The 24,231-nt window shown below is 50.5% G+C and carries 23 protein-coding genes and 4 tRNA genes; 12 read left to right on the top strand and 15 right to left on the bottom strand.

The genetic code is table 11. The features are described from left to right. Nucleotides 1-159 precede the first annotated feature (159 nt). Nucleotides 160-936, top strand: coding sequence for an SDR family NAD(P)-dependent oxidoreductase (locus E1189_RS11970; RefSeq protein WP_155160557.1), 777 nt, complete (start codon nt 160-162; stop codon nt 934-936). Nucleotides 937-960: 24 nt separating this feature from the next. After that, nucleotides 961-1,719 (top strand): sulfite exporter TauE/SafE family protein, encoded by a 759-nt coding sequence (locus E1189_RS11965; protein ID WP_155160556.1) that lies wholly within the window; start codon nt 961-963, stop codon nt 1,717-1,719. A gap of 52 nt (nt 1,720-1,771) precedes the next feature. Here the strand turns inward: E1189_RS11965 and E1189_RS11960 are convergent, their stop codons facing one another. Then, the gene (locus E1189_RS11960; protein ID WP_196221397.1) at nt 1,772-2,281 is read right to left on the bottom strand and encodes an aminoacyl-tRNA deacylase; all 510 of its coding nucleotides are present in this window, start codon (nt 2,279-2,281) and stop codon (nt 1,772-1,774) included. Between the two features lie 160 nt (nt 2,282-2,441). Between E1189_RS11960 and E1189_RS11955 the strand changes: the two genes are divergently transcribed. After that, nucleotides 2,442-3,461 (top strand): ion channel, encoded by a 1,020-nt coding sequence (locus E1189_RS11955; protein ID WP_155160554.1) that lies wholly within the window; start codon nt 2,442-2,444, stop codon nt 3,459-3,461. Between the two features lie 52 nt (nt 3,462-3,513). Here the strand turns inward: E1189_RS11955 and E1189_RS11950 are convergent, their stop codons facing one another. The 5 genes from E1189_RS11950 to E1189_RS11930 form a co-directional block, all read right to left on the bottom strand. Further along, nucleotides 3,514-3,807 carry an FAD assembly factor SdhE gene (locus E1189_RS11950; RefSeq protein WP_155160553.1) on the bottom strand — a complete coding sequence of 98 codons (294 nt, stop codon included), beginning with the start codon at nt 3,805-3,807 and terminating at the stop codon, nt 3,514-3,516. A gap of 169 nt (nt 3,808-3,976) precedes the next feature. Next, nucleotides 3,977-5,461 carry a DASS family sodium-coupled anion symporter gene (locus E1189_RS11945; protein WP_155160552.1) on the bottom strand — a complete coding sequence of 495 codons (1,485 nt, stop codon included), beginning with the start codon at nt 5,459-5,461 and terminating at the stop codon, nt 3,977-3,979. Nucleotides 5,462-5,776: 315 nt separating this feature from the next. Then, on the bottom strand, nt 5,777-6,292 hold the full coding sequence (locus E1189_RS11940) for an aminoacyl-tRNA deacylase (RefSeq protein ID WP_155160551.1): 516 nt from the start codon (nt 6,290-6,292) through the stop codon (nt 5,777-5,779). Nucleotides 6,293-6,450: 158 nt separating this feature from the next. Further along, nucleotides 6,451-9,570 carry an efflux RND transporter permease subunit gene (locus tag E1189_RS11935; protein ID WP_329602007.1) on the bottom strand — a complete coding sequence of 1,040 codons (3,120 nt, stop codon included), beginning with the start codon at nt 9,568-9,570 and terminating at the stop codon, nt 6,451-6,453. Then, entirely contained in the window at nt 9,571-10,797 is a 1,227-nt protein-coding gene (locus tag E1189_RS11930) for an efflux RND transporter periplasmic adaptor subunit (protein WP_155160550.1), read from the bottom strand. Nucleotides 10,798-11,340: 543 nt separating this feature from the next. Between E1189_RS11930 and E1189_RS11925 the strand changes: the two genes are divergently transcribed. The 4 genes from E1189_RS11925 (at nt 11,341) to E1189_RS11910 (ending at nt 14,701) form a co-directional block, all read left to right on the top strand. Next, nucleotides 11,341-12,033, top strand: a complete 693-nt coding sequence (locus E1189_RS11925; RefSeq protein WP_155160549.1) for a response regulator — start codon at nt 11,341-11,343, stop codon at nt 12,031-12,033. A gap of 82 nt (nt 12,034-12,115) precedes the next feature. Further along, a complete protein-coding gene (locus E1189_RS11920) occupies nt 12,116-13,555 on the top strand; it encodes an ATP-binding protein (protein ID WP_155160548.1) in 1,440 nt (479 codons plus the stop codon). A 62-nt stretch (nt 13,556-13,617) separates the two neighbouring features. Further along, nucleotides 13,618-14,190 (top strand): hypothetical protein, encoded by a 573-nt coding sequence (locus tag E1189_RS11915; protein WP_155160547.1) that lies wholly within the window; start codon nt 13,618-13,620, stop codon nt 14,188-14,190. A 73-nt stretch (nt 14,191-14,263) separates the two neighbouring features. Then, nucleotides 14,264-14,701: an Mpo1 family 2-hydroxy fatty acid dioxygenase gene (locus E1189_RS11910; RefSeq protein WP_155160546.1), complete on the top strand. Its 438-nt coding sequence runs from the start codon at nt 14,264-14,266 to the stop codon at nt 14,699-14,701. Here the strand turns inward: E1189_RS11910 and E1189_RS11905 are convergent. The 7 genes from E1189_RS11905 to E1189_RS11875 all read right to left on the bottom strand — a co-directional run bounded on the left by E1189_RS11905 (nt 14,695) and on the right by E1189_RS11875 (nt 20,121). Then, nucleotides 14,695-15,126, bottom strand: a complete 432-nt coding sequence (locus E1189_RS11905; RefSeq protein ID WP_230460354.1) for a VanZ family protein — start codon at nt 15,124-15,126, stop codon at nt 14,695-14,697. The two genes, E1189_RS11910 and E1189_RS11905, sit on opposite strands and share 7 nt — an antisense overlap. 9 nt (nt 15,127-15,135) lie before the next feature. Continuing rightward, complete coding sequence (locus E1189_RS11900; RefSeq protein WP_155160545.1) at nt 15,136-16,806, bottom strand: isovaleryl-CoA dehydrogenase; 1,671 nt, start codon at nt 16,804-16,806, stop codon at nt 15,136-15,138. A gap of 90 nt (nt 16,807-16,896) precedes the next feature. Beyond that, nucleotides 16,897-17,163: a DUF2788 domain-containing protein gene (locus E1189_RS11895; protein ID WP_155160544.1), complete on the bottom strand. Its 267-nt coding sequence runs from the start codon at nt 17,161-17,163 to the stop codon at nt 16,897-16,899. A 38-nt stretch (nt 17,164-17,201) separates the two neighbouring features. Next, entirely contained in the window at nt 17,202-18,071 is an 870-nt protein-coding gene (locus tag E1189_RS11890; RefSeq protein WP_155160543.1) for a hypothetical protein, read from the bottom strand. A 106-nt stretch (nt 18,072-18,177) separates the two neighbouring features. Continuing rightward, nucleotides 18,178-18,786: a YjaG family protein gene (locus E1189_RS11885; protein ID WP_155160542.1), complete on the bottom strand. Its 609-nt coding sequence runs from the start codon at nt 18,784-18,786 to the stop codon at nt 18,178-18,180. 19 nt (nt 18,787-18,805) lie between these two features. After that, nucleotides 18,806-19,372, bottom strand: a complete 567-nt coding sequence (gene efpL, locus E1189_RS11880; protein ID WP_155160541.1) for an elongation factor P-like protein EfpL — start codon at nt 19,370-19,372, stop codon at nt 18,806-18,808. A gap of 101 nt (nt 19,373-19,473) precedes the next feature. Next, nucleotides 19,474-20,121: an HAD family hydrolase gene (locus tag E1189_RS11875; protein ID WP_155160540.1), complete on the bottom strand. Its 648-nt coding sequence runs from the start codon at nt 20,119-20,121 to the stop codon at nt 19,474-19,476. A 143-nt stretch (nt 20,122-20,264) separates the two neighbouring features. Here E1189_RS11875 and E1189_RS11870 point away from each other — a divergent pair. The 5 genes from E1189_RS11870 (at nt 20,265) to E1189_RS11850 (ending at nt 22,359) form a co-directional block, all read left to right on the top strand. Continuing rightward, nucleotides 20,265-20,341 (top strand) — tRNA-Arg (locus E1189_RS11870). Between the two features lie 168 nt (nt 20,342-20,509). Then, nucleotides 20,510-20,586: transfer RNA gene (locus E1189_RS11865), tRNA-Arg, on the top strand. Between the two features lie 102 nt (nt 20,587-20,688). Beyond that, nucleotides 20,689-20,765, top strand: a tRNA-Arg gene (locus E1189_RS11860). Between the two features lie 48 nt (nt 20,766-20,813). After that, nucleotides 20,814-20,890 (top strand) — tRNA-Arg (locus E1189_RS11855). A gap of 194 nt (nt 20,891-21,084) precedes the next feature. After that, complete coding sequence (locus E1189_RS11850) at nt 21,085-22,359, top strand: uracil-xanthine permease family protein (protein WP_155160539.1); 1,275 nt, start codon at nt 21,085-21,087, stop codon at nt 22,357-22,359. A gap of 34 nt (nt 22,360-22,393) precedes the next feature. Here E1189_RS11850 and E1189_RS11845 read toward each other — a convergent pair whose 3' ends face one another. Beyond that, nucleotides 22,394-22,609 (bottom strand): c-type cytochrome, encoded by a 216-nt coding sequence (locus E1189_RS11845; RefSeq protein WP_155160565.1) that lies wholly within the window; start codon nt 22,607-22,609, stop codon nt 22,394-22,396. Nucleotides 22,610-22,716: 107 nt separating this feature from the next. Continuing rightward, complete coding sequence (gene phrB / locus E1189_RS11840; protein WP_230460352.1) at nt 22,717-24,162, bottom strand: deoxyribodipyrimidine photo-lyase; 1,446 nt, start codon at nt 24,160-24,162, stop codon at nt 22,717-22,719. Nucleotides 24,163-24,231: the final 69 nt, after the last annotated feature.

Raw genomic sequence — 24,231 nt, 5'->3', positions numbered from 1 at the left:
TGGCTACCCATTCAGACTAGCAGAATTAGAGGAGTTGCTAACTCCTGTGAGATTTGGAGGGCTGAGCTATAAATTATGGTCGTTTCGGTTAATGGTAACCGTAGGTAATCCTCACTAAAATAGCCGCTTCCATATAATAAGAATGGTCAGGAGTCTGGTATGGATCTGCAGAATAAGGTTGCCGTCGTCACTGGTGGTGCATCAGGGCTTGGGCAGGCCGCGTGTCGTGCCTTGGTGGAAAAAGGTGCGAAGGTGGTGATCTTTGATCTGAATGAGTCGATGGCTCAGGCCACTGTGCAAGAGCTTGGTTCAGGGAATGCCAGATACAGTGTTGTGAATGTGACCGATGAGGCTTCTGTTCAAACAGGGGTTGATCAGGCTATGGAAGCATTTGGCGAACTGCATATCATTGTGAACTGTGCCGGTATTGGCCCCCCCGCTAAAGTGATTGATCGCGAAGGCAACCCCCTGCCTTTGGATGAATTTAAAAAAATTGTTGATATCAACCTGTTCGGCACCTTCAACGTGCTGAGTTTAGCTGCGGCCAAAATGCAACATAATCAGCCGATAAACGATGATGGAAGCCGTGGAGTGATTATTAATGTGGCTTCTGTTGCAGCCTTTGATGGTCAGATTGGCCAGCCAGCTTACGCAGCATCCAAAGCCGGTATTGTGGGGATGACCTTGCCCATTGCCCGTGAGTTTGCCCGTTATGGCATTCGTATCAATACTATTGCTCCCGGTTTGTTTATGACACCTCTGGCCGCCTCTTTGCCAGAAGCTGCCATTGAATCACTGAGCAATAGCGTGGAATATCCCAAGCGCCTCGGTCGTCCGGAAGAGTTTGCCAATCTTGTTGTCTGTATGGCAGAAAATGATTACTTCAATGGTGAAACAGTTCGCCTTGATGGCTCCATTCGCATGACCGCACGTTAATAGTTTACAGGGATATTTGAGGCTATGTACGAGCTGACACTGGTCAATAGTATTGCCCTTTTGCTGGCAGGGGTTGCTGCCGGGTTTATCAATACAGTAGCCGGTGGCGGCTCGATGCTCACACTCCCTGCGTTGATGCTTTTGGGAATGCCTGCGGATATTGCCAATGCTACGAACCGGGTAGGGGTTATGTTTCAATCCATTACCGGCCTGACAGGTTTTCATCGCCAGAATAAGCTTGATACGGGCTCGATGGTGAGTATTGTTGTACCCACTCTGATTGGTGCTGCTGTGGGAGCAGGATTGGCTGCATGGCTACCTGCTGAGGTGCTGAAGCCTGTGCTGCTGGGTTCCATGATGATTATGGCGCTGGTGATGGTGATTCGCCCCTCTACCATGCGACCCAGTGGTGATCATGTTCGCAGTGTCAGTTCCCATCCACAGTCTGTGTTGATGTTGTTTCTAGCTGGCGTTTACGGCGGCTTTGTACAGGCTGGGGTTGGTTTTATGTTACTGGCAGCGCTGGCTGGTGGATTGCGTTATGACCTTGTGCGCGCCAATGCTTTGAAAATTCTGTGTACTGGAGCATTTACGCTTGTGGCGCTGGGTATTTTTATCTGGAACGACCTGGTGCTTTGGGTGCCGGGGTTGATTCTGGCCTTTGGGTGTTCATTAGGAGCACACTTCAGTGTGAAGTTTGCGGTGTCAGCATCCCAGAAAACCCTCGGATGGATTTTGTTTACCATGGTCGTTCTTGTTTGTGGTGCTGCCTGGTTAAGCTAAATGCTACCTGCTCCTTCCCCTGATCCTGAAAAGGAGGGGAAGGAGCCTATAGTTAAAACGCATCCCAATCTGTGTCTATCTCTTCTCCTTTACTTGGACGGCTGATCTGGTCATGGGGAGAGTGGCTGGTTAAGTCCCGGAATGTTTCTCCTGAGACATGAACCAGTGTTTCATGGTCTCCGGCTTCAAGATATACATCTGTCGTGCTGAGAAAGCGGTCGTCCCAGATCATATCCATATTAAATGCTGGGCCAACAGCGGGAATCGCACCGGTTTTGCAGTCTCGGAATTTGTTGATAAGTTCATCCTCTTCTGCGAGTTTCAGTGGTGCATCAACAATATCTTCCAATACCCGCAAATGCAGGCGGCGGTCGGCAGGGATAACCGCCATCAGGTAGTTATCCACAGGGTCTTTAAGAACAACAGCTTTGGCAACGGTTTTGCTGGGTACATGGGAAGCAATAGCACTTTGTACGGCGCTGCTACTGCGGGTATGGGTGACGGTGTCGTAGCTGGCTTGTTTTTGAGCGAGATAACGACTGAGGTTTTGTGACATGGTCATAGAGTTGCTCTCCTGAAAGCAAGTCATCACAGGAGTCGGCACAGAGAACGCCTCTCATTATAGTGAGATAAGATGAACCTTGGGGCGCACAGGAAAATAACTCCTATAATTTTTTAGACTACCTGTCTTCAATCGCGCCCCGACTCAGGATTCTTCGCCCATGGATGCGGCTTCAAATCAACCATCTTCTAAAAAAGCGTCTCCTCAGAAAAAGGTATTGCTTCAGCCATGTATTTATCAGGGTTGCAAAGAGCTGTGCCTGCCCGATCACACAATGTGTTTCTGGCACGACCCCGAGGCGGATAAAACCGGGCCGGATATTCGTGACCGTTTGCAGAAAATGGCGAAGGAAGGGAAATCCCTTGCAGGCTTCCACCTCGCCAAGGCTGACCTGGAGGGGATTGACCTTGGTGCTAAGGAAGGCTGCGCAGGGCCGGATATGAGTAATACAAATTTGTACCGTGCCAACCTGCGTTACGCCCATCTGTTTCGTGTCAACTTACAGGGCGCGCGTTTACTCAAGGCTGACTTAACCGGTGCTACACTCAATTTCGCCAAAATGACGGAAACCAATATGCTGGGTATTCGGCTGGACTACAGCCGTATGGCTCATGTGGAGTGGGGGCGAACTCTCTATCAGGAACGGCAGCTGGCTCAGAAGCATGTGAAACGTACGCCGGAACAGAAGCATATTCTCTACGGTGAAGCGGAGGAGGTGTGCCGCAGCGTGCGCAAGAGCTGTGAAGACCACGGCCTGTTCGATGAATCCGGCCACTTCTTTTATAAGGAAATGGTGTTCCGTCGGTACCAGTACCCACTGGGTTCCTGGCAGAGATGGATGTCGAAGCTGGTGGATATGCTGTGTGGTTATGGCGAGAAACCGCTGCGGGTATTTTCCTTCTCAGCCGGGTTGGTGGTGCTGTGCTCGCTGTTTTATTTCATTTCCGGGATGGTATCTTACGGGGAAATTATTCGTTTTGAACCTACTGCTACCTTTGAAAAAAATATCGATGCGCTTTTGGATTCCCTCTATTTCAGTATGGTGACGTTTACAACTCTGGGGTATGGAGACATAACCCCGATGGGGCCGTCACGAACCCTGGCATCTCTGGAAGCATTTATTGGCAACTTCTGCCTTGCGCTGTTTGTTGTGGTCTTTGTGAAAAAGATGACACGGTAAAGCGGTTCATTCCAGAGACACCAAAACGTTTTCTCAGGTTTTAGTTGCACCTTCAGTCGTGGGTAGGTGGAAACTGACGGGCACGTTCCAGGATTTTGGCGATAATACCTGCAAAGCGTGCTTCAGGTACTTCCTTATCCATAAACCATGAAAACAAATTGGAGTCCAGGCAGTCCAGCAGCTCGCCGTAAATAACGCGCTCCTCTGCGCTCAGTGTTGGGTAAACTTTCCTGGTAAACGGCAGTAGCAGTGCATCCAGTTCCAGCATGCCTCGGCGACTGTGCCAGAGCAGGCGGTTCATTTCTGCTTGAGGGATAACGTTATCGGCCCTGACAGCTTCAGACATCTGTAACTCCTTGAAGTAGCACGCATTTGGCTGGCTATTATAGGGAGCAAAGGGGGCACGACAAGGATTATCCGTTGTCATGCACATTTGCCTTACTTCGCAGCAGTGCGAGCGTACGTCACAGCACGGTCAACAATCCTAAAAAGTGACCTGATAGGTTTTGCAAAAATCAGGCGGGCAGAATTATGCGCCACCACAGCAGGCCAGCAACCATGAAGATGGCATAGCCGACAATGGAAATCACAAGGCCAATCTTCATCCACTCGCTATCGGTGTGGTAGCCGTAGCCCATCAGAAGCGGGTTACGGGCGTGGCTGTAAGTACTCAGGTTGCAGCCAACGTTGGTTACACCAGCAACGGCCAGTACGGCGATCAGAGGAGTTACGCCCAGAGACATGAGTGAGCCAATTATCACTGGAGCCAGAGCTACTACCTTGGCGGTACCGGAGGCAAAGAAGTAAGCCGTGAACAGGTACAGAGACATCATGGCAATCAGAAATAACAGCGGTGTTGCACCGGCCATATGCAGGCTCAGGAAGTCAGACATCTGGTGGCCTACCCAACCGGTGAAGCCCAGAGCCTTAAGCTGGTTGGCAAGACCCATCAGCACGGAGAACCAGATCAGGGTATCCCAGGCGCCTTTTTCCGCTTTCACATCGTTCCAGTTGAGAACGCCGGTCAGCAGCAGAATAGACAGGCCAATAAAGGCTGATGCAGCAGAGTGCAGGCCCAGTGTCTCGCCACCTACCCACATAACAATCAGAGCGATGAATACGACAACCAGCTTCCATTCACCCATTGTGACGGGGCCCATATTGTTCAACTCTTTACGGGCGAAGGCAGGAGCTTCAGGGGTTGCCTTGGTTTCTGGAGACATCACCTTGTACAGAACAAAAGGCATGATCAGCAGCAGCACCAGAGAAGGAACCAGCAGGTAAGTGGCCCAGGATGCGAACGTTAGCGTGACACCTGCAACAGTGCTGGCAATGCCAACCAGTGCCAGGTTGCCGGCAAACCCTGTCTGAAAACCAACAGCAGAGGCATCATTCATGGCGCTGACACTGGAGATCAGAAACTGGGACAGTTTCTTGTCATCCTTGTTGATAACTTTGGCAAGGGCATCAGCGATAGGGGACACAATAGCAGCACGGGCGGTGTTGCTGGGGGTGGCTGGCGCAATCAGGTAATCGGCAACACCGAGGCAGTAGGCAACACGGAGAGAGGATTGACCGAATTTGCTCAATAGAAGCAGAGCTATACGACGACCCAAACCTGTTTTGGTAAAGGCCCGAGCAATCATGAAGGCGATAACAATCAGCCAGATCAGAGCGTTATCAAAGTTGCCAATGGCGGCGTTAATGGTGTTTTTTCCGCCGACTTCACCGCCAGGGTGAAGAAGGGTGTAAGCAGCAATGGAGACAACGGCAACAGCGCCGGTAGGAAGAACTTTGGAAACAATGGCTGCAATCGTGGCAATGAAGAAGATTGCAGTTTTAAATGCGGGAGCTTCCAGCCCGACAGGAGGGGGGACTTGCCAAACGAGAGCAGAGAGGGCAAGGATAATAATGAGAGGGGCAATTCTGGCAGCAAAGAGAGGCTCTCGTGGAGCACCTTGTTGGATATTACCGCCATTTACGACAGGGGCGACCGACATGGTTATGGGTTCCAGCAATCTACGGGATCATTTGTCATTCTCTCATGTAAGCTTTTTTGTACAACCGTAAGGATTGCATCAATATTTTCATTTTTTGCAATCCATGTTGTTAGTGGGATGTTGTGAATAACAGGGTGTTACGTACTTTTTCTGTGATTATGGGGAAATGCACACTGAAAGCTGCGGCTGATGTCTTCTGCGCTAGTGAATTTGCGGCTAGACGACAGCTGTCTGTCTTGGGAAAGGTAGACTGCCCATCAGGGGGCAGCCAGAGAATTATCAGGCAATCTTCAGCAAGAATGGTAAAGGTGTCCGTTATAGAAACTCGCTGGCGGTGAAGCAGCGATAGGCTTCCCTATCACTGGGATCGCAGCTTATGGTGTCGTGAATCTGGTCTTTCATTAGTTTCTGAAACTGCTCACGGTGCATATGCACCAGTTCCCGATGATTTCCTCCCTCCAGGTAAATATCTGTCACGGTATCAAGATCGCTGTCGCAGGCGGTCACCATTCCCCAGGCTTGTCCCATGGCTGGAATTGCGCCGGGCTGGCAGTCGGAAAACAGCTCATGCAACGAGTGTTCTTCTACCAGTCTTAAATGACGGTTGAGGTTGCTGTTCAACCAGTTCAGCATCAGTTTATTGTTAGAGGGGAGAACGGCCATTAAAAGACCGTTGTTGTCTTCCAGAACAACGGCCTTTGTCATGGTTTTCGTTGCAATACATGCATGATGGGCCGTATCGAGTGCACCCTCGGCGTAAGGGTGGGAAACAATGTCGAAATCTATGTTGTTTTGTTCAAGGAAGTCAGATAGACGTTTGGCAATAGTCATTTACTCGTTCTCTGCGGGAATACCTAACCGCCAAACAAGTATATGCAAGCTCTCCAATATCGCCTGTTAATTATCCCAATTCTAGAAAAGACTTCGCTGAACATCGCTTGTGTTGTCTCCCCCAAATAGATTTGGGGGAGAGCGTAGATTGTGTGAGGTTACTTCTGAAGGTGCTCCAGCTCACCTTTGACTTTTTCACGCATCGCCTGAATGATGCGATACAGAATTGGCGTCATCAGTGTACCAATAACCGTAGCTGCCAGCATACCGCAGAACACGGTCATACCCAGGGATTGACGGCTGGCTGCCCCAGGGCCGGTGGCAGCAACCAGAGGCAGAATACCGAGCACAAACGACAGTGCCGTCATTAAAACCGCCCGGAAACGCAGGCCTGCAGCGGTTTCTGCTGCTTCCAGAATACTCATGCCTTCTTCCCGTTTGGACATGGCGAATTCCACAATGAGAATGGCGGTTTTCGCTGCGATACCTATCAACAGTACCATGCCTATCTGGGCGTAGATGTTATTGACCATTCCCGTCAGGGTCAGGCCCAGTGCCGCGCCGAAGATGGCAATAGGTACTGAGGCAATAACCGAGAAGGGAATGTTCCAGCTTTCATACTGAGCCACCAGGAACAGGTACACAAACAGAATGGCGAGTCCGAACAGAATCGGGGTCAGGTTGCCTGCTGAGATTTCCTGTCGGGTCTGACCTGCCCACTCAAAGGTGTAACCGTCGGGGAGCTTTTCAGCCAGTTCGGTCATTGCCTTGATAGCGTCACCGCTACTGTAGCCTGGTGCTGCTTCACCATTGATAGTGGCTGAGTTGTAGAGGTTAAAGCGGCTGATAGAAGAGGCGCTCAGAATCGGCTTCATACTCACCATCGTGGACAGCGGCACCATCTCGCCAGTGGCATTACGCACAAAGTAGTTGCTCAGATCTTCAGGTTTGGTGCGGTACTTGTTCTCCGCCTGCATGATCACTTGATAGATGCGACCAAAGCGGGTGAAGTCGTTAATGTACATGGAACCAAGTTGAGCCTGCAGAGTCTGGTAAACATCGGAGATGTTCACGCCCATGGCTTTCACTTTGTCTCTGTCCACACTCAGAGAGTACTGAGGCACGTTGGCCCGGAAGGTACTCATTACCCGGCTCAGTTCAGGGCGCTGGTTGGCTTCGAAAATCAGGCCATTCAGCACTTGCGCCAGCTGTTGAGGGTCACGGCCCATAGTATCCTGAAGGCGGAAGTCGAAGCCACCGGTGGCACCCAGGCCGGGAATAGACGGCATTTCAAAGGCAAAAGCCTGTGCATCCTGCATGGCCCAGAGCTGGCCCTGCAGACGACCGAGAATAGCCGCTGGCTGCATCTCCGGTGTGGTGCGCTCATCCCAGTCTTTCAAAATGATAAAGCCCAGACCATTGTTGGAACCGGAACCCGCCATAATGCTGAAACCGGTTATGCCCACAAAGTGATCGACGGCCGGATCATTCAATACCATCTTGTTGATGCGTTCCATCACCTCGTTGGTGCGGTTAACGGAGGCCGCATCGGGCAGTTGCAGGTTAAGGAGCAGGAAGCCCTGATCTTCATTAGGAACAAAACTGGAAGGCAGCTCTTTCAACAGATAGCCTGCGGCGGCCAGAAGTATCAGAAACAGGACACCTATGCGAGCAGCACGTTTGAGCATCCAGCCGACAGTGGTTTTGTAGCTACCGGTCATACGGGTGATCAGCGCTTCCAGAGGCTTCATCATCCTGAGATGACTCATCTTGTCTGCTCTGAGAATCGTGGCACACAGTGCCGGGCTAAGGGTCAGAGCGTTGAGGGAGGAGATCAGAACCGCGACAGAAATGGTCACTGAGAACTGTTTATAGAGTGTCCCGGTAATACCCGGCATAAAGCCCACAGGGACAAATACCGCCAGCAGTACCAGGGTGGTGGCGATAACCGGGCCGGTGACCTCCGTCATGGTGACCCGCGTAGCCTCTATCGGGTGCATCCCCTCGGAGATATGTCGTTCAACATTTTCTATGACAACAATGGCGTCGTCTACGACGACCCCGATCGCCAGTACAAGGCCGAACAGAGAGATAGTGTTAATGGAGTAGCCCAGCACATTCATAATGGCGAATGTACCGATCAGAGACACCGGAATGGCCAGTGTAGGGATCAGGGTCATGCGGATGTTCTGCAAGAACAGGAACACCACCAGAACCACCAGAGCCACAGCAGCAAACAGAGTGGATATAACTTCGCTAATGGAGCGTGAAATAAAGCGGGTTGTGTCGTAGGGGATGTAGTATTCCAGGCCTTCCGGGAAGCTCTGGGACAGACGCTCCATTTCAGCATGAACACCTTCAGCCACATCAAGGGCGTTAGCAGAAGGCAACTGGTAGGCCACTATAAAGGCTATGGGTTTTCCATCCAGCCTGGCCTGACCTGAATAGGACTGTGTACCCAGCTCAATACGGGCAATATCCCGCAGGCGAACAATAGAACCGTCCGGGTTGGCGCGAATAATGGTGTTGCCAAACTCGGATTCTGTTCTCAGGCGGCCCTGGCTCTGAATAGTGTATTCAAACTGCTGATCTGGCAGGTTCGGACCCTGACCCAGCTTACCGGCAGCGACAACCATGTTCTGTTCATTCAGGGTGTTGCGAACATCGGTCACGGTTACGTTCAACGCGTTCATGCGATCAGGGTTCAGCCAGAGACGCATGCTGTAGGTCTGATCACCCATGACATTGACCGCGCTGACACCGGAGATACGGGCCAGAGGCTCAGTAATATAATTGCTGGCATAGTTGCTCAGAAATTTGTTGTCGAACCGGCCATCGGGGGATCTCAGCACCACACCCATCAGTATGTTACTGGATTGCTTACGTACGGTGATCCCCTGACTGCGAACATCTGCTGGTAGTTTGGATTCAGCCAGAGAAACACGATTCTGGACGTTTACCTGGGCGATGTCGTCGTCTATCCCCGATTTAAACGTCACCGTAATGGTGGCTCTGCCATCGTTGCTGGCCGAGGATTCGATATACAGCATGTCTTCCACGCCGTTTATTTTCTCCTCAAGGGGCCGGATGACTGCCTCTTCCACAACCTGAGCGCTGGCCCCCGGGTAAGTGGCCGAAACCTGTACCTGGGGAGGTGCAATTTCCGGGTACATATTAACTGGCAACATCGACAGAGATATTAACCCTGCCAGTGTAATCACAATGGATATGACAAAAGCGAACTTGGGTCGCTTTATAAAAAAGTGACTGAACAGCATTTATTGAGCCTCACCGTCTGCTTTTCGTACGGGCTGTCCTGCTTGTTGTTCCGGATCGCTGAGCGTGCCAGTGGTGGTATCAATCATCTTCATTACCGGGTTGACGGTAATGTCAGGGCGTACCTTCTGCAAGCCGGCAACAATGACCTTTTCTCCGGCTTTCAGGCCTGATGTCACAGTCCACATGGGGCCAATACGGCGACCTGTTTTGATAATACGGGTATTCACTTTGTTCTCATCATTCACAACCAGAACAAAACGACCTTGCTGGTTTTCCTGTACAGAGACCTGAGGGATCAGCGGCATATTTTCCTTACGGGTGCTGTCAACCATCAAGGTTGCGTACAGGCCCGGCAGCAGCAGGCGGTCAGGGTTGGAGAAGGAGGCCCGCAGATTTATAGTGCCGGTGGTTTCATCCACTTTAATGTCAGCAAAATCGAAGATGCCTGGCTCGGAATAAATGCTGCCGTTAGGCAGTTTCAGGGATAGATCAAACTCGGAGCCGCCATTGTGGTCTCTGGTATGTTCCTGATGGGATTGCTGGTAGCTGATCAGTACCTTTTCATTGACCTGGAAGTTGACGTGCATCGGATCCAGTTTGACCAGTTCCGCTAATGGTGAGCTGCTGGGGCCAACAAGGTTGCCAACACTGTAGGTGGCTTTACCAATACGCCCACTGAAAGGGGCGCGAATCTCAGTATAAGAGAGGTTGATGCGGGCTGTTTCCAGCTGGGCCTTGCTGGCCTGCACATTGGCCTTTGCCTGAGCTTCGGTACTGATGAGTTTGTCCAGGTCCGACTTGCTGATATGCCCTTGTGGGAACAGTTCATGACCACGATCCAGATCGCCTTTGGCGCGAACTTCTTCGGCCTGTGCGCTGATCAGGTTGGCTTTTGCCTGACTGAGTACAGCTTGAAACGGTGCCTGATCAATCAGAAACAGTAGCTGACCTTTTTGCACGGTTTCCCCTTCAAGGAAACCGCGCTTTTCAATAAAGCCTTCAACCCGGGCTCTCAGCTCTACGGTTTCGCTGGCTTCTGTGCGAGCGACAAACTCGTTGTATGCTCCAACGGGCTCTTCTGAAACAGTTACCACAGAAACCGAAGGCGCTGGCATCTGCATCTGGCCATTTTGAGGATTCTGTTTGCCGTCTGAACAGCCCGCCAACGCGGTTAAACCCAGCACAATAGAAATAACTGGCAGGGAGAGTTTTTTAGGCTTCCACATAGTGATTCTCAGTATCTAAAGGTGTTCCTTTTTCTGCTTGTGCAAGGAGTTTGCACAATCTGCGTTAAAAAGGCGCATATAGGTAGGATTATTTGTAAGGAGGTTAAGGTAAATGTGGGTACAAGTCTAGCTGTTGCATGGTGACCTGCTGAAATGTTGTGCAGATTACATAATTTTTCGGAAGGTGGTCGTGACGAAACAGGGGGTACGGTGAGAGCAGAAGGTAGATTGGATGACTATCAGTTAGTAGGATGTTGTTTGTTTTAACGGGTATTACTTAAGAAAATATATCTGGCGAGTGTCAGTGTATTGTGAGTGTAATTCAGTTTCGTATGATTTTTGTGCTGTAAGTGTGTCCCGAATGATGACATCGGTCAACACTCCTTACAATTGACGAACTCTTTACAGAAAATAGAGACACTGAAAAGGATGACTGCTTAGAATGGCAGCATGAATGTTCTAATACCTGCCAGACACTGATTGTTTTTGCAGTTTGTGCAGGTGCTGATCTCGTATTTTTTTTGTTGTGAAGTGTCCTGCATCATGATTGATATCCTTCTCGTTGATGACGATCTGGAACTCTGTGAACTGTTGGTTGAATTCCTTCGTACTGAAGGTTATCAGGTCACAGCCGTACACGACGGTGTACAAGGTGTTGAAGCCGCTCTCAGTGGTTCTTATACCATGGTTCTGCTCGATGTTACCCTGCCAAAACTGAATGGTTTTGAAGTGCTGCGCAATATTCGTCAGCAATCTCAGGTTCCTGTCCTTATGCTCACCGCCCGTGGTGATGATGTGGATCGTATTGTTGGCCTGGAAATCGGTGCCGATGATTATCTGTCCAAGCCATTCAATCACCGTGAACTGGTGGCTCGCATGAAGGCCATCCTGCGTCGTGCCCGCACCCCCGAAGAGGGAGATCGCAACCGACGTAAAGTTCTGCAAATCGATAATCTCGCTCTGAATCTGGCTAATCATGAAGTGATGCTGGAAGAGGAAGTTCTGGATATTACAGCCACAGAATTCATTGTTCTGAAAACCCTGATCGACAAGGCCGGTGAGCTGGTAACCCGTGAGGAATTGACCCACGTAGCCTTGAACCGTCGTTTGATGCTTCACGATCGTGCTATCGATATGCACGTGAGCAACCTGCGTCGGAAGATCGGTAATAAGCCTGATGGGCGTCCTCGTTTGAAAACGGTACGCGGTTCCGGTTATTTCTATATTGCAGACTGATAGTCAATTCTGTTGTTAAAGGCGGCGCGGTTACCTGTCAATACCCTGGTAACGCGTCGTTTTACGTTTAATCAGGTGATCAATGATCGTGCAAGCACTGGCCATGAATGAGTCGACTCGAGGCTCCTTGCTGAAGGGCTTCCATAGAAAAATTCTGCTCTGGTTCTGGCTGGCTGTGGCCCTGTTGCTGGGTGCCATCCTTATAACAGCTTCAGTTACCATTGCACCTCTTGACTCCATGCCTGCCCGTGAAGCCCTCTATGATGATCTGGATCATTATGGTGAGTTGATTCAGGAGCAGTTAGAAGTCGGTAAAACGATGACAGCCGCGCTGGGGCACGTAGAAGAGCATAAGGGTTTCCCGGATCAGATGGCACTGGTGATGATAGGTCCTGATGGGCAGTGGGTGACGACCCGACATCACCTTGATTATCCGATGCTGGAAGTGGTTCGGGATATGAAACAATCCAAGATTCATGTGTCGAATATTTCCAGCTTTGTTGTTGTTGGCCCGACAGCAGTGGAAACCAGCAAAGGCGAATGGCAGCTGCTGATGCTCTGGCACAGCAAGGCACTGTTATGGCGTCGTCTGTTCCATATTGTCAGCACACATCCCGTTTTGATTGTTATGGCCTTTGTGGCAAGCGCTCTGTTGTGCCTGCTGCTGGTTATTTCCATTATCAGCCCTCTGAGAATGCTGCAGCGGCGGGTGCGTCAGGTTGCTGCCGGTGATCTGGATGCGCGGCTACCGAAGTATCTGACACTGCGAAAGGATGAGGTTGGCGAGCTGTGTCGTGACTTCAATACTATGGCTGAACGCTTGGAAACTATGGACAAAACCAAGCAGCGTCTGTTGCGGGATGTGTCCCATGAATTGCGCTCCCCTCTTACCCGTCTTCAGCTGGCTCTTGCGCTGGCCCGGGCAAAATCCGGTGATGTGGCAAAGTGTGAGCATGAGCGTATGGAGCGGGATATTGATCGTCTGAACGATATGATCGGCCAGATTCTGAAATGGTCTCGTATGTTAACGGCTAACTTCGATCAGCCTAAAGATAGCTTTAGCCTCGATCGGGCATTGCGTGATCTGGTGGATAATGCCGACTTTGAAGCAGCCGTTCATGATAAGGCTGTTGTGTTGATGCGCTGTGATCACTGCGTGCTCTATGGTGACAAAGATGCACTTACCAGTGCTGTGGAAAACATTGTTCGCAATGCGATTCGCTTCTCTCCCAGGGACAGTCGAGTGGAAGTGCGTCTGAAGCTTTCTGCCGATACCGCATGCGTGGAAGTGCGTGATTTCGGCCCCGGTGTGCCAGAAGATGAAATCGGCCATCTGTTTGAACCATTCTACCGGGTGGATGAAACCCGAGGTGGTGATAACAGTGGTACAGGTTTGGGTATGGCGATTGCCAAGGCTGCAGTGGATGGCCACAAGGGCATAATCGTTGCGGAGAATGCTGGCCCCGGTTTACGAACTACCATCAACATTCCTGTTGTAAAAGCCCACGAACAAACCGTCTGACAAAACCTCAACAGTCCTGGTGTATAATCTCCTCCGAAAAGAATAACGGGGGAGGTTCTGTTGTGAAAAAAGGGCTGTTGGCTAGCTCAGTCTTTATACTAATGACCATGCTGGTGGCCTGCTCAGGTGACCGGAATGTGACTTTATCCAGCGAAGAATTTCAGACTTTGGTCACTGAGGGCTTCCCCAGCCCTCAAATTGTAACTGTTGACCTCCCTGCCACCGCCCGCGCTACACTTTACCTCCAAACCCCCGAAGTCATATTTGCTGATAGCCGCAAAACTGTGAGCTGGGTTATATCCGGTGAGGTGGATTTAGATTTTGCCGGCAAGTTTTCTTCTGGCCCTATGTCTCTGGTGTTAAAGGGAAACAGTGAGCTGAATATAAGCCCACAGGAACACGCAGTTTTTCTGGATAACGTGACGATTTCCAGTCGTGATATCTCTGTGCAGTCAGAGCTGGTTCAGATGATGGTGCTTGATGGGTTAGCGGATATTGTGGCTAAACGATTGGATAATTTGTTGTTGTTCCCAGTGAGTGAGGATACGCCCCTTGCTGCGCTTATGTCGGCAAAAGGCGTGGGTTACAGGATTGAACCAGACGCGATTGTATTGACTTCTCTGAATGGTGGGTGATTCTACGGCCTGTAATCCAGGGCTCAGGGCTGCCGAAATATTACCCGACAGTGACTAAGTATAGGTAGGGCATATGAAAACTATTGATCAGTGGCTTGAAGAATATGGGGAAAGCCACCAGAACCCCACAAATAAATTAATTCACTGGGTTTGTGTACCGCTCATTACCTTTTGTGTGATCGGGCTGTTCTGGTATTTCAGCCCATTATTTGCCTGTGCTTTTATGGGCTTTGCCTTGTTTTTTTATATGCGCCTTTCCATCAAGCTTGCTGTGGCTATGGCGGTTATTGTGACGGTGATGCTTGGGTGTGTACTGGAGTTGGAGCGAATAGGTTCCGAAGTGTTGTTATGGACAACGGTGATTATTTTTGTGGTGTCCTGGATTTTGCAATTTGTGGGGCATCATATTGAGGGCAAGAAGCCCTCATTCCTGAAAGATATTCAGTTCCTTCTTATTGGTCCCTTATGGGTCGTTTGCTTCCTGTTCCGGCGCATAGGGATTCGTTACTGAGGCTTATGCTGCCAGCGGAGGCGGAGAACAGGTATTCGCTGGAAGAGTGGCGTCAGTGCCAGATACAGTAGTTGGCCGATGACATCCGCCGCCAGATCATCCAGAGCAAACGTTCGCAAAGGGTGAAAACTCTGGGCAATTTCTATAGCTAGCCCATAGCTGGTGAGCAGTGCCATCTTTTTCCAGTTCCAGCGAGAGTGTGGCCAGGCTGCATCAACAATGCCCGCCAGAGTGAAAAACGCTGTGATATGAAGAACTTTATCTCCCAGAGTTGCCAGTGGGACATCATCCGGCGGAATGAGGGCAAAAGTAGTAATAGCAATAAGAGCTATAGGCAGGCAAATTTGCGCGAAACGCTGATAAGAGGCTGGCATCAGGAAAAGATCCTGTGCCAGCCCTTTGGTTTGTTTGTTACGGTAAAGCATTCACTGAGTTCAAAGTTGTGGTGTGGTGCGGTTAAGGATATCCGTAACCGGAGTACCCGTGGGCAAGGTACCATAAACCAAACTACGCTCGTCTCCCAGACGCGCCTGCGCAAACGCACCGGCAATTTGCGGGTTGCCGTCCAGTAACAAACTGGCTTGCAGGCATAAAGCCAGTTCCTCTATAACAGCGCGGGCGCGATACTCCAGTTGTGCAGGGTCTTTCATTAAGGTCGCCATAGTGTGGCCGAGTTTTTCCAGGCGAGTATCCAGTCGGCTTTCCATGCCACGGTTGCGATGCAGCTCAGCCATCAGGGCATCAAGGGTTTCTGGTTGACGATTCAGGGCGCGAAGAACATCCAGACATTGTACGTTGCCACTGCCTTCCCAGATGGAGTTTACCGGTGCCTCTCTATAAAGCCGTGGCAGAATGGTTTCCTCCACATAGCCCACGCCGCCGAGACACTCCTGAGCTTCGTTGATGTGAGCCGGTGCCCGTTTGCAGATCCAGTACTTGCCAATGGCTACAGCTATGCGAGAAAAGAGCTTTTCCTGTTCATCGTTTTGATTGTCCAGTGCGCGGGCTACTCGCATAGACATCGCCAGAGCGCCCTCGCTTTCCAGGGCCAGATCGGCTAATACATTTTGCATCAAAGGCTGTTGGGCTAACGGTTTACCAAACACCTCCCGATACTGGCAGTGGTGGGCAGCCTGGGCAACAGCCTGACGCATCAGTGCGCTGGAGCCGATCATACAATCGAAGCGGGTCATGGCCACCATGTTGATAATGGTGGCGACGCCACGTCCTTCCTCCCCCAGCATCCAGGCTTCGGCATTGCGGAACTCAATCTCGCTGGACGCATTGGCTTTGTTACCCTGTTTATTTTTCAAGCGCTGAACTTCCATAGCGTTTTTGGAGCCATCTTCCCGCCAGCGGGGCATCAGGAAGCAGCTTAAACCTTTCTCAGTTTGCGCCAGCGTGAGGAAGGCATCGCACATGGGGGCAGAACAGAACCATTTGTGACCCACAATATCGTACAGCTGGCCAGGACCCTGTTGGCTCGGAGAGCTGCTGCGGGGGGTTGCGCGAGAGGTGTTAGCCCGCACATCTGTTCCACCCTGTTTTTCCGTCATGGCCATGCCGATGGTGAGACCGTTTTTTTCAAACCAGGGTTTGTTGGTGGGGTCGTAAACATTAGCGGTGATACGGGGCAGCCATTTTTCGGCAATATCAGGTTGCTGGGCAATAGCCGGCACGGCAGCAAAGGTCATGGTCAACGGACAGCAGTGTCCGGCTTCAACCTGATTCTGCATATACATCTGGCTGGCACGAACAGCATGGGCACCAGAGCGGGGTTTTATCCAGGGAGAAGAGTGCAGGCTGTGGCTGATGGCACAATCCATTAACTGGTGATAGGCAGGGTGAAATTTCACCAGGTCAATACGGTGTCCAAAGCGATCATGACTATGGAAAACAGGCAGGTGTTCGTTGGCAAGAAAGCCGGCTTCAAAAAGTTCTCCCCCAAGGCGGGCGCCGTGGTTACTGACTGTTTGCTCACCCCAGCTACCACCTTCCCGCTTCAGGGCTTCCTGCAGGGCAATGTCAGACGTGAACAGGTTCCACTCGCTGAGAGACGGCGGCTGATTAAACACGGTATGAGTGACGTAGGGAGAAGAGGACATGGCGCGTCTCACTGCTGTTTTTGTGATTTTTTTATTATATGTACGGGGTTGGGCTTGAGTCTGTGGGGTTTTCTTCCAGATTCAATGGCCTTATTCAATGCCAAGATTCATGGCGATCAGCTTTTTGATAGCAAAGCCCAGAACGCCTAGCCCCAGTGTTCCAAACAGTACAAATGTGCCGAACTTGCCTGCGTTATGCTTGCGGGCTATATCCCAGACAATAAACCCCATAAATAAAATCAGGGCAGGGATTAACAGGTTTAACATCAAGCTTTCGAATTCTGCAATATCCACGACAGTCTCCTGTGAATCCCTTTTCTTGAGTTGGATTGTATAGGGAGAAACCGAAGTGTCCATATTTGTTGTCCTTGCCTGGCATGAGTTACACAACCTTTTTATGGATCACGGGCGGGTTGAACGGTGATGCGATGAATTTTGGTTCGATTGGGGTCCGATATGGAAAATTTCCGTATAGAGTATTCAACCTGAACGGGTGACCGGGCCCGGCCTGCATCTTCAGCAAAGGCGCAGGCTTCTTCAGAGTGGGCGATTAGCAGCTGGGTGTTGGGGACTGTGACGGTAACATCTTTGTAAATCGGTACGGTTTCCGTTGTACAGTTGAAATAATCTGAGTTGTCATTGCAAAGCTGACGTTCTTCGTAGCGGTCGAAATGCTGTTGCACTTCTTCGGCTTTCCCTCTTGTATTCACTATAACATTGCAGCTGCGAGTAAACTTACTGAAGCCTTTCCTTTCGACTTGAACAACGTACCCTGAGATTTCTAACCTGGTTTGTGTTCGTCCTCGCGGAATTTTGCAGGACTCAAGAAACTGACTGCCATGGATGGTAAAACTGTTGCTCTGCTCAAACTCATCAAGAAAGGGGGTGGAGTCCAGCGCGTTGTAAATAATGGTGTGGCTGGCGTCATCTGCATCAAGATAAAAAATACCGTAACTGATGGTAACGGCGCTGGGTTGCGCTAGCAGTTTGCTGATGGTGCTGGGCTTTTCGGTCAGAGAGAGGGTGACGGTTTTGGGGTAGAAGCCTTGATCTTCAGGGAGGTGGCCGCCCACCTTGAACTCGAGAGCCTGGGTCGCTTGAACTTGCCCGTGGGTGCCAAAAATCAACCCGCCAATTTTCCAGTCCGGATAACCCTTGGCTTTCGTATATGAACGGTTGTCGCAATCGTCTGATGCCTGAAGCTCTGTACTGTGGAAAGCCAGTAATGATCCGAGCAGTGTATAAAACAGGCAGATGCTTTTCATGACATGCTCCCGGTGCGTTATTTGTTTTACGTATTCTTTTTTGAGCGTAGTTGGTCCTGGGAGGAGGGGGAGAGCTGGCGCTCGGTGAAAAAGCGCCAGTACTGGATTAGCTTTCCAGGCTGATGCCCAGTTCGCTGATACCATCATTGGTGGCGAGCTGACGCAGGCTTTTCTTCATATCCTGATTAGGCTTGCTCTTGCCGAGGAGGGAGATGGCCTCATCAATAAAGTCCAGATGCTGCAGAGTAAGTGGGTGCTGTTCGATGTATTGACTCAGCTCTACCCCCTTTAAATCAGGGGCTTCGGCCTGACTCAGAAATTTGCCAATAGTCGCCAGAGAGAGTCGGGCATTGCTCAGGGCTTCCTCGGGTGAGGGTTCCATGGAGCAATGTACGGCTGTTGTCAGAGAGACAATGGCATCCAGGGCAGGGTACACACCGTACATGTCAAACTGTTCGACATCCGGTGTCTGTTCTTCCAGTCGCTCCAGCAGTCGCTCGAAGTTCTTGGCAGACTGCTGACCCGCCACATGGTCCCACAGCATATTCAGGCAGTGGGTAAGTTCGGCTGTGTCGCCAAATTCGGTCACTTCCGAGAACAGCGCATAGTTAGGCAGGCTGCGTTGAGCCATAGCGGTGCAAAATGCAGTGAACTGCCAAGGCTTGAACTTCTGGATTTTTTTAGTCGGGTCTTTCAGGTGCTGTGAATCTGTCACGGTTCAAAACCTCAGAAGTCTAGGCGCGGGACATGAACTTGCCAGTTTCGGTGTTGATCTTGATGCTCTCGCCGGGAGCCAGATATTCAGGAACCTGAACTTCCAGGCCGGTCGCCATGCGTGCTGGCTTGGTACGGGCGGCAGCGGTGGCACCTTTGATAGCCGGAGTGGTGTCCACCACTTCCATAACCACAGATTGAGGCAGTTCAATAGCCAGAGGCTGATCATCCACAATCAGTACAGATAAACCTTCCATGCCATCCAGCAGATATTCCAGCTGACCTTCCAACTCTCCTTCACCCAGGCTGTACTGAGAGTAGTCTTCGCTGTCCATGAATGTGTAAAAGTCACCATCCTTATAGAGGAAGGAAGCTTCGCGGCGCTGCATGTCCACATCAATGAACTGGTCGTTACCGGTGTAGGAGCCTTCCATCTTGCGACCGCCGGGCACCTGATTGAAGCGGATTTTGTACAGAGTTTGTGCGCCACGGGAAGAGGGGCTTTTCGCTTCAATGGTTTTTACCTGATAGTAGTGACCATTGATTTCTACGATTGAACCGCGTTTGAGCTCGTTAGCAGCTGACATGTAAGACTCTCATTTCAGAAGGGGAAGGAAAGCCGCAATTATAAAGAGGTGCGGCTCTCAGGGTCGATGTGTTTTTCGGTTTGGGGACTAAGCAGGAGGAATCAAGCGGCTTTCAGGCCGGGCAGAGTGTTTGGATGCAGCTTCCGCAGTCGTTCAAAAGACTGATGGCCCTGGGCGATCAGAATCAGGTCAATACCCAGGGCTTCGGCCACTTCAAGGTCATGATCGGTATCGCCAATCAGAATGGTCTCTTTATTCGGGATACCCACCTTTTTAATCAGCTCATGGCCACGTTGAACCTTGGAGGCAGCATGGAGATTGTCCAGGCCGTACACATGGCTGAAGTAGTTTTCGATACCAAAGGTTTTTACGCCTTCCTGCAGTGCACTCTCAGGGGCAGCTGAAAGAATGGACTGTGTCCACTGCCCCTGGGCAATATGGCTGGCGACTTCCTGTGCATCTTCGTGCAGTGTCAGGTAGGGAATGCGCTGGCCGTACTTGTCGTTGAAGTGCAGGCACAGTTCATCAAAAGGAAACGCTTCAAAGTTAAAACCCAACCCTTTATAAAAGTCAGACACCGGATGGGTGAAGCGATCGCGGTATTCATCCAGCGTGATGGTGTTCAGTCCCTGCTCCTCCAGTAGTTCATTCACAATATGGAGTACTTGTGGGGCGTCGTTTATTAGCGTGCCGTTCCAGTCCCAGATAATGTGGCGATAGCCAGACAGTTTCTTAAGCAGTGCCTGCATAATGTGTCTCCTGAAAGAGTGATTGCAGACAGTTTCCCCCTCTCTGGAAAAGGCAGCAATGCGTAAATCTGACGACGAGTGTTGTGCGTAATATGCGCAGTTGACTCCTGGGTGCCGTGTCTCTATAGTTCGCAACCCTCAGCGCGTCCTTAGCTCAGCTGGATAGAGTACCTGGCTACGAACCAGGCGGTCGGAGGTTCGAATCCTCCAGGACGCGCCATTTTCTTATCTCAATCTCCCCCTCTTTTGAGAGCGCCGGCACACCCCTTTGTGCCGGCTTTTTTGTATTTGAGATTTGTGAACTGAGAAAAATAATAAAACGGTGAGCTTCTGTTTTTTATGGTTGACTCTCGAAAGGTATATCCCTATAGTTTGCCGCCGTTGAAACGCGTCCTTAGCTCAGCTGGATAGAGTACCTGGCTACGAACCAGGCGGTCGGAAGTTCGAATCCTCCAGGACGCGCCATTCTTTTCTTATCTGTCTTTCAGATGGAAGAATCGGAAAACCCCTATTGAGAATGATTTGTTTTCAGTGAGATGATTTAAGCCTGCTTAAACAGGCAAGCACGCGTCCTTAGCTCAGCTGGATAGAGTACCTGGCTACGAACCAGGCGGTCGGAGGTTCGAATCCTCCAGGACGCGCCATTTTCAAAGACTTGCTGGTCTTAAACAAGCACCGATTTTGCAAAGCACGCGTCCTTAGCTCAGCTGGATAGAGTACCTGGCTACGAACCAGGCGGTCGGAGGTTCGAATCCTCCAGGACGCGCCACATTCTTTTCGTATATGCAACGTCCGTTGCACCCACTCTTTCGAGTGAAGGGAGCCTGTTTTTCTGGCTCCTCTATCCGTTTCCTAAAAAGTGAACATTCGATAAAATCGCTCAAAAACAACCATGAGTGAAGAATTCCTAGTGCATAAAAATAATTGTGCAGGGATTTTCATGGTCATAAGGGATCGGAACCCATGACACATCAAAACGCAGGAACTGTATCGTCCTCAGACGATTGGTCTACCCCTAAAAAAGCACTGATGGGCGGGCAAATGCTGTTTGTTGCCTTTGGTGCGCTTGTTCTCGTGCCTTTGCTCACTGGTCTGGATGCCAACGTAGCTTTCTTCACCGCTGGTGCCGGCACCCTGATTTTCCAGTTGGTAACACGCCGACAGGTACCTATCTTCCTGGCCTCCTCCTTTGCTTTTATCGCACCTATCAGTTTCGGTGTGGCGGAATGGGGGCTGGCTTCCACCATGGGTGGCCTGGTTGCAGCCGGTATGCTCTATATTTTGCTGAGTTTTCTTGTGCGGGTACGTGGCAGCGGCATTTTGTACCGTATGTTCCCACCTGTGGTTGTCGGTCCGGTGATTATGGTGATCGGCCTTGGTTTAGCACCTGTGGCGGTGAATATGGCCAACGGCTCTGCTAATCCCTCTATTGATCCTCAAGAGTCTATGATTCTGGCGGGTGTTTCGTTGGTTGCCACGCTGATTGCGGCAGTGTTTGCCAAGGGGTTGATCAAGCTGATTCCTATCCTGTGCGGTATTGTTGCTGGTTATGTCACAGGTTTGGTGATGGGGGTTGTGGACTTTACGCCAATGAGTCAGGCAGCCTGGTTCGCTGTTCCAAACTTCGAAACACCTGAGTTCAATGTAAATGCCATTCTCTATATGCTCCCTGTGGCTATCGCTCCCGCTATAGAACACATTGGCGATATGCTGGCCATCAGCTCTGTCACCGGCAAGGACTATATCAAAAAGCCCGGCCTGCAGAACACACTGCTGGGTGATGGTCTGGCAACGTCTTTCGCTGCTTTTCTGGGCGGCCCGCCTAACACCACTTACTCTGAAGTGACTGGTGCGGTGATGCTGACCAAGGCCTTTAACCCGGCGATTATGACCTGGGCCGCGTTTATCGCGATTGCCGTTGCCTTTATCGGCAAAGTGGGCGGTTTTCTGGCTACGATTCCTACACCGGTTATGGGCGGCATTATGGTGCTGTTATTCGGCTCTATCGCAGTGGTGGGTTTGAATACTCTGATTAAGGCGCAGGTGGATCTCACCATGCCGCGTAATCTGGCGATTGTTGGCCTGGTTCTGGTATTTGGCCTGGGTAATCTGTCTGTCGTGGTGTTTGGTCTGACACTGAAGGGGGTTAGTCTCTGTGCCCTGACAGCTGTGATTCTGAACGCGGTTCTGCCTCATGAGCCGGGTGAAGATCGTTACCAGTCCAAAGCCGTTGAATAAAGTGACTCCCGCAACCTCCTCCTGCCGGAGGAGGTTATTTGAATTGGCTGAAATACGCAGCAAGATTTTCGATTTCCTCATCGCTTAATGAGTACGTCATCATCGCCATGGTGGGGTTATTTCTCTCGCCACTTCTGTAAGCTTTGATTTTTCTGGCTAGCTCCTGTTGGGTTTGTCCTGCCAGCTTTGGCCCTTTCATCATGGTGTTACCCTGGCCTTTGGTGCCGTGACAGCTGGCACACCCCTTCATTTGGATGAGTTGGAGTTGATGTTTCTTATCTGAGCTGGTGCTGGTATCGCTATGGCTGAATGTTGCCAAACATAATAAAGCGAAACTGCAGACGGTAGGTGATTTTATCATTGCTTGTTTTTGCTCTTTAGGGCTTTAAAGGCCTCAAGGGTAGCTGCTCTGGCCTCTTTGTGATCGACGAGAGGTTTGGGATAAACACTGTCATCATAAAAGAGTGAACCGCTGGAGGCTGGGTCGTGAATAGTTTTATTATCCAGCTCTGCTAATTCAGGCAACCACTGTCGCAGGAATGCACCATCAGGGTCAAACTTCAGGGACTGGCTGACGGGATTGAATATGCGAAAGTAAGGCGCAGCATCCGTTCCGGTGCTGGCAGCCCATTGCCAGCCACCATTGTTAGACGCCAGATCGCCATCCAGCAGGTGTTCCATAAAGAACTGTTCTCCCAGTCGCCAGTCCAGTCGTAAATCTTTGCTGAGATACATAGCAACCACCATACGCAGACGATTGTGCATCCAGCCTGTTGCCGTCAGCTGACGCATGGCAGCATCTACAATAGGGACGCCGGTTTGCCCCTGTTGCCATTTTTCCAGAAGCTTTTGGTCGTGTAACCATGGCAGTTTGTCAGTCTCTCTCTGAAAGGCTGTGTTGTGGCATATATGGGGGAACTGGACGAGTATATGTCGGTAAAATTCCCGCCATACTAATTCACTTAACCAGCAGCAAAGACCAGTATTACCTGTATCCAGCTCACCACTGTTAGCAGCCAGCGCTGAAGAAAAACACTGTCGTATTGAGAGAACGCCTGCGACCAGCCAGGGGGAGATGATGCTTGTGCCAGAAAGGGCGGGGAAGTCTCGGCTGTCTTTATAGTTCTCAGCTCTATTTTGGATAAACTCCTTTAAAGCCTTGTGGGCCGCTTTTTCACCGGCAGGCCATTGTTTGTGGATATCTTTAGCTGTTGGATGAAAAGTGAGGGCCGGATCAGATGCTGGAATATTTTTTAATGGCTGCTGCTTCTCAGGTGGTGGAAGTGGTTGCCATTGATCTGGTGTCAGCTGCTTATAAAGGGCTTTCCGAAAAGGTGTGAATACTTTATAGGGCAGAGATTGTTTATTGAGGAGTGACCCGGGTTGGCACAGAGTGTCATCATAAAACCGGTTGCAGTTGATACCGGCCAGCTCGCAGGCTTGCTCAACGGCATTGTCCCTTCTGTTTTCATGGGTTTCATGTTCGTTGTTAAACCACACACCTTGGCAGCCAAGTTCCAGGGCTAAAGAGGAAATAGTTTGTGCAGCGTCGTCGAAGCTCTGCAGGTTCCTGGTGATAAGGGGGATATTGAAGGTTTCAAGATTCTTTTGCAGAGGTTTGATATTTTCCTGCCAGAACCAGAGCTTATTAGGGCTGTCGTGATGTTTTTGCCATTGCTGTTCAAACGTGAACCATAAGCAGATAACGGAACCGTTCTGGCTGGCGTGATAGAGGGCTTTATTGTCTCTGCTGCGTAAATCTCTTCGCAGCCAGACAAGCTGCAGAGGCTTTATTTTGTTCATGTTTTATTTTCCCCTGAAAAATTCTGCAGAGAATTATAATCTGTATAAGTACCCGGACCATTGCTTTCG

It is taken from the genome of Parendozoicomonas verongulae, from assembly GCF_009711465.1.
GTDB classification, from domain to species: Bacteria; Pseudomonadota; Gammaproteobacteria; order Pseudomonadales; family Endozoicomonadaceae; genus Sansalvadorimonas; species Sansalvadorimonas verongulae.
The sequence above is the reverse complement of the archived record's forward strand: the minus strand, read 5'-3'. Positions and strand labels throughout refer to the sequence as shown.

What these genes read in the sequence shown, in the direction of transcription:
- phrB (WP_230460352.1), bottom strand. Translation starts at nt 24,162, where the DNA reads ATGAACAAAATAAAGCCTCTGCAGCTTGTCTGGCTGCGAAGAGATTTA.
- E1189_RS11965 (WP_155160556.1), top strand. Translation starts at nt 961, where the DNA reads ATGTACGAGCTGACACTGGTCAATAGTATTGCCCTTTTGCTGGCAGGG.
- E1189_RS11925 (WP_155160549.1), top strand. Translation starts at nt 11,341, where the DNA reads ATGATTGATATCCTTCTCGTTGATGACGATCTGGAACTCTGTGAACTG.
- E1189_RS11905 (WP_230460354.1), bottom strand. Translation starts at nt 15,126, where the DNA reads ATGCTTTACCGTAACAAACAAACCAAAGGGCTGGCACAGGATCTTTTC.
- E1189_RS11920 (WP_155160548.1), top strand. Translation starts at nt 12,116, where the DNA reads ATGATCGTGCAAGCACTGGCCATGAATGAGTCGACTCGAGGCTCCTTG.
- E1189_RS11935 (WP_329602007.1), bottom strand. Translation starts at nt 9,570, where the DNA reads ATGCTGTTCAGTCACTTTTTTATAAAGCGACCCAAGTTCGCTTTTGTC.
- E1189_RS11910 (WP_155160546.1), top strand. Translation starts at nt 14,264, where the DNA reads ATGAAAACTATTGATCAGTGGCTTGAAGAATATGGGGAAAGCCACCAG.
- E1189_RS11930 (WP_155160550.1), bottom strand. Translation starts at nt 10,797, where the DNA reads ATGTGGAAGCCTAAAAAACTCTCCCTGCCAGTTATTTCTATTGTGCTG.
- E1189_RS11890 (WP_155160543.1), bottom strand. Translation starts at nt 18,071, where the DNA reads ATGAAAAGCATCTGCCTGTTTTATACACTGCTCGGATCATTACTGGCT.
- E1189_RS11955 (WP_155160554.1), top strand. Translation starts at nt 2,442, where the DNA reads ATGGATGCGGCTTCAAATCAACCATCTTCTAAAAAAGCGTCTCCTCAG.
- E1189_RS11940 (WP_155160551.1), bottom strand. Translation starts at nt 6,292, where the DNA reads ATGACTATTGCCAAACGTCTATCTGACTTCCTTGAACAAAACAACATA.
- E1189_RS11945 (WP_155160552.1), bottom strand. Translation starts at nt 5,461, where the DNA reads ATGTCGGTCGCCCCTGTCGTAAATGGCGGTAATATCCAACAAGGTGCT.
- E1189_RS11895 (WP_155160544.1), bottom strand. Translation starts at nt 17,163, where the DNA reads ATGGACACTTCGGTTTCTCCCTATACAATCCAACTCAAGAAAAGGGAT.
- E1189_RS11970 (WP_155160557.1), top strand. Translation starts at nt 160, where the DNA reads ATGGATCTGCAGAATAAGGTTGCCGTCGTCACTGGTGGTGCATCAGGG.
- efpL (WP_155160541.1), bottom strand. Translation starts at nt 19,372, where the DNA reads ATGTCAGCTGCTAACGAGCTCAAACGCGGTTCAATCGTAGAAATCAAT.
- E1189_RS11875 (WP_155160540.1), bottom strand. Translation starts at nt 20,121, where the DNA reads ATGCAGGCACTGCTTAAGAAACTGTCTGGCTATCGCCACATTATCTGG.
- E1189_RS11960 (WP_196221397.1), bottom strand. Translation starts at nt 2,281, where the DNA reads ATGACCATGTCACAAAACCTCAGTCGTTATCTCGCTCAAAAACAAGCC.
- E1189_RS11950 (WP_155160553.1), bottom strand. Translation starts at nt 3,807, where the DNA reads ATGTCTGAAGCTGTCAGGGCCGATAACGTTATCCCTCAAGCAGAAATG.
- E1189_RS11900 (WP_155160545.1), bottom strand. Translation starts at nt 16,806, where the DNA reads ATGTCCTCTTCTCCCTACGTCACTCATACCGTGTTTAATCAGCCGCCG.
- E1189_RS11845 (WP_155160565.1), bottom strand. Translation starts at nt 22,609, where the DNA reads ATGAAGGGGTGTGCCAGCTGTCACGGCACCAAAGGCCAGGGTAACACC.
- E1189_RS11850 (WP_155160539.1), top strand. Translation starts at nt 21,085, where the DNA reads ATGACACATCAAAACGCAGGAACTGTATCGTCCTCAGACGATTGGTCT.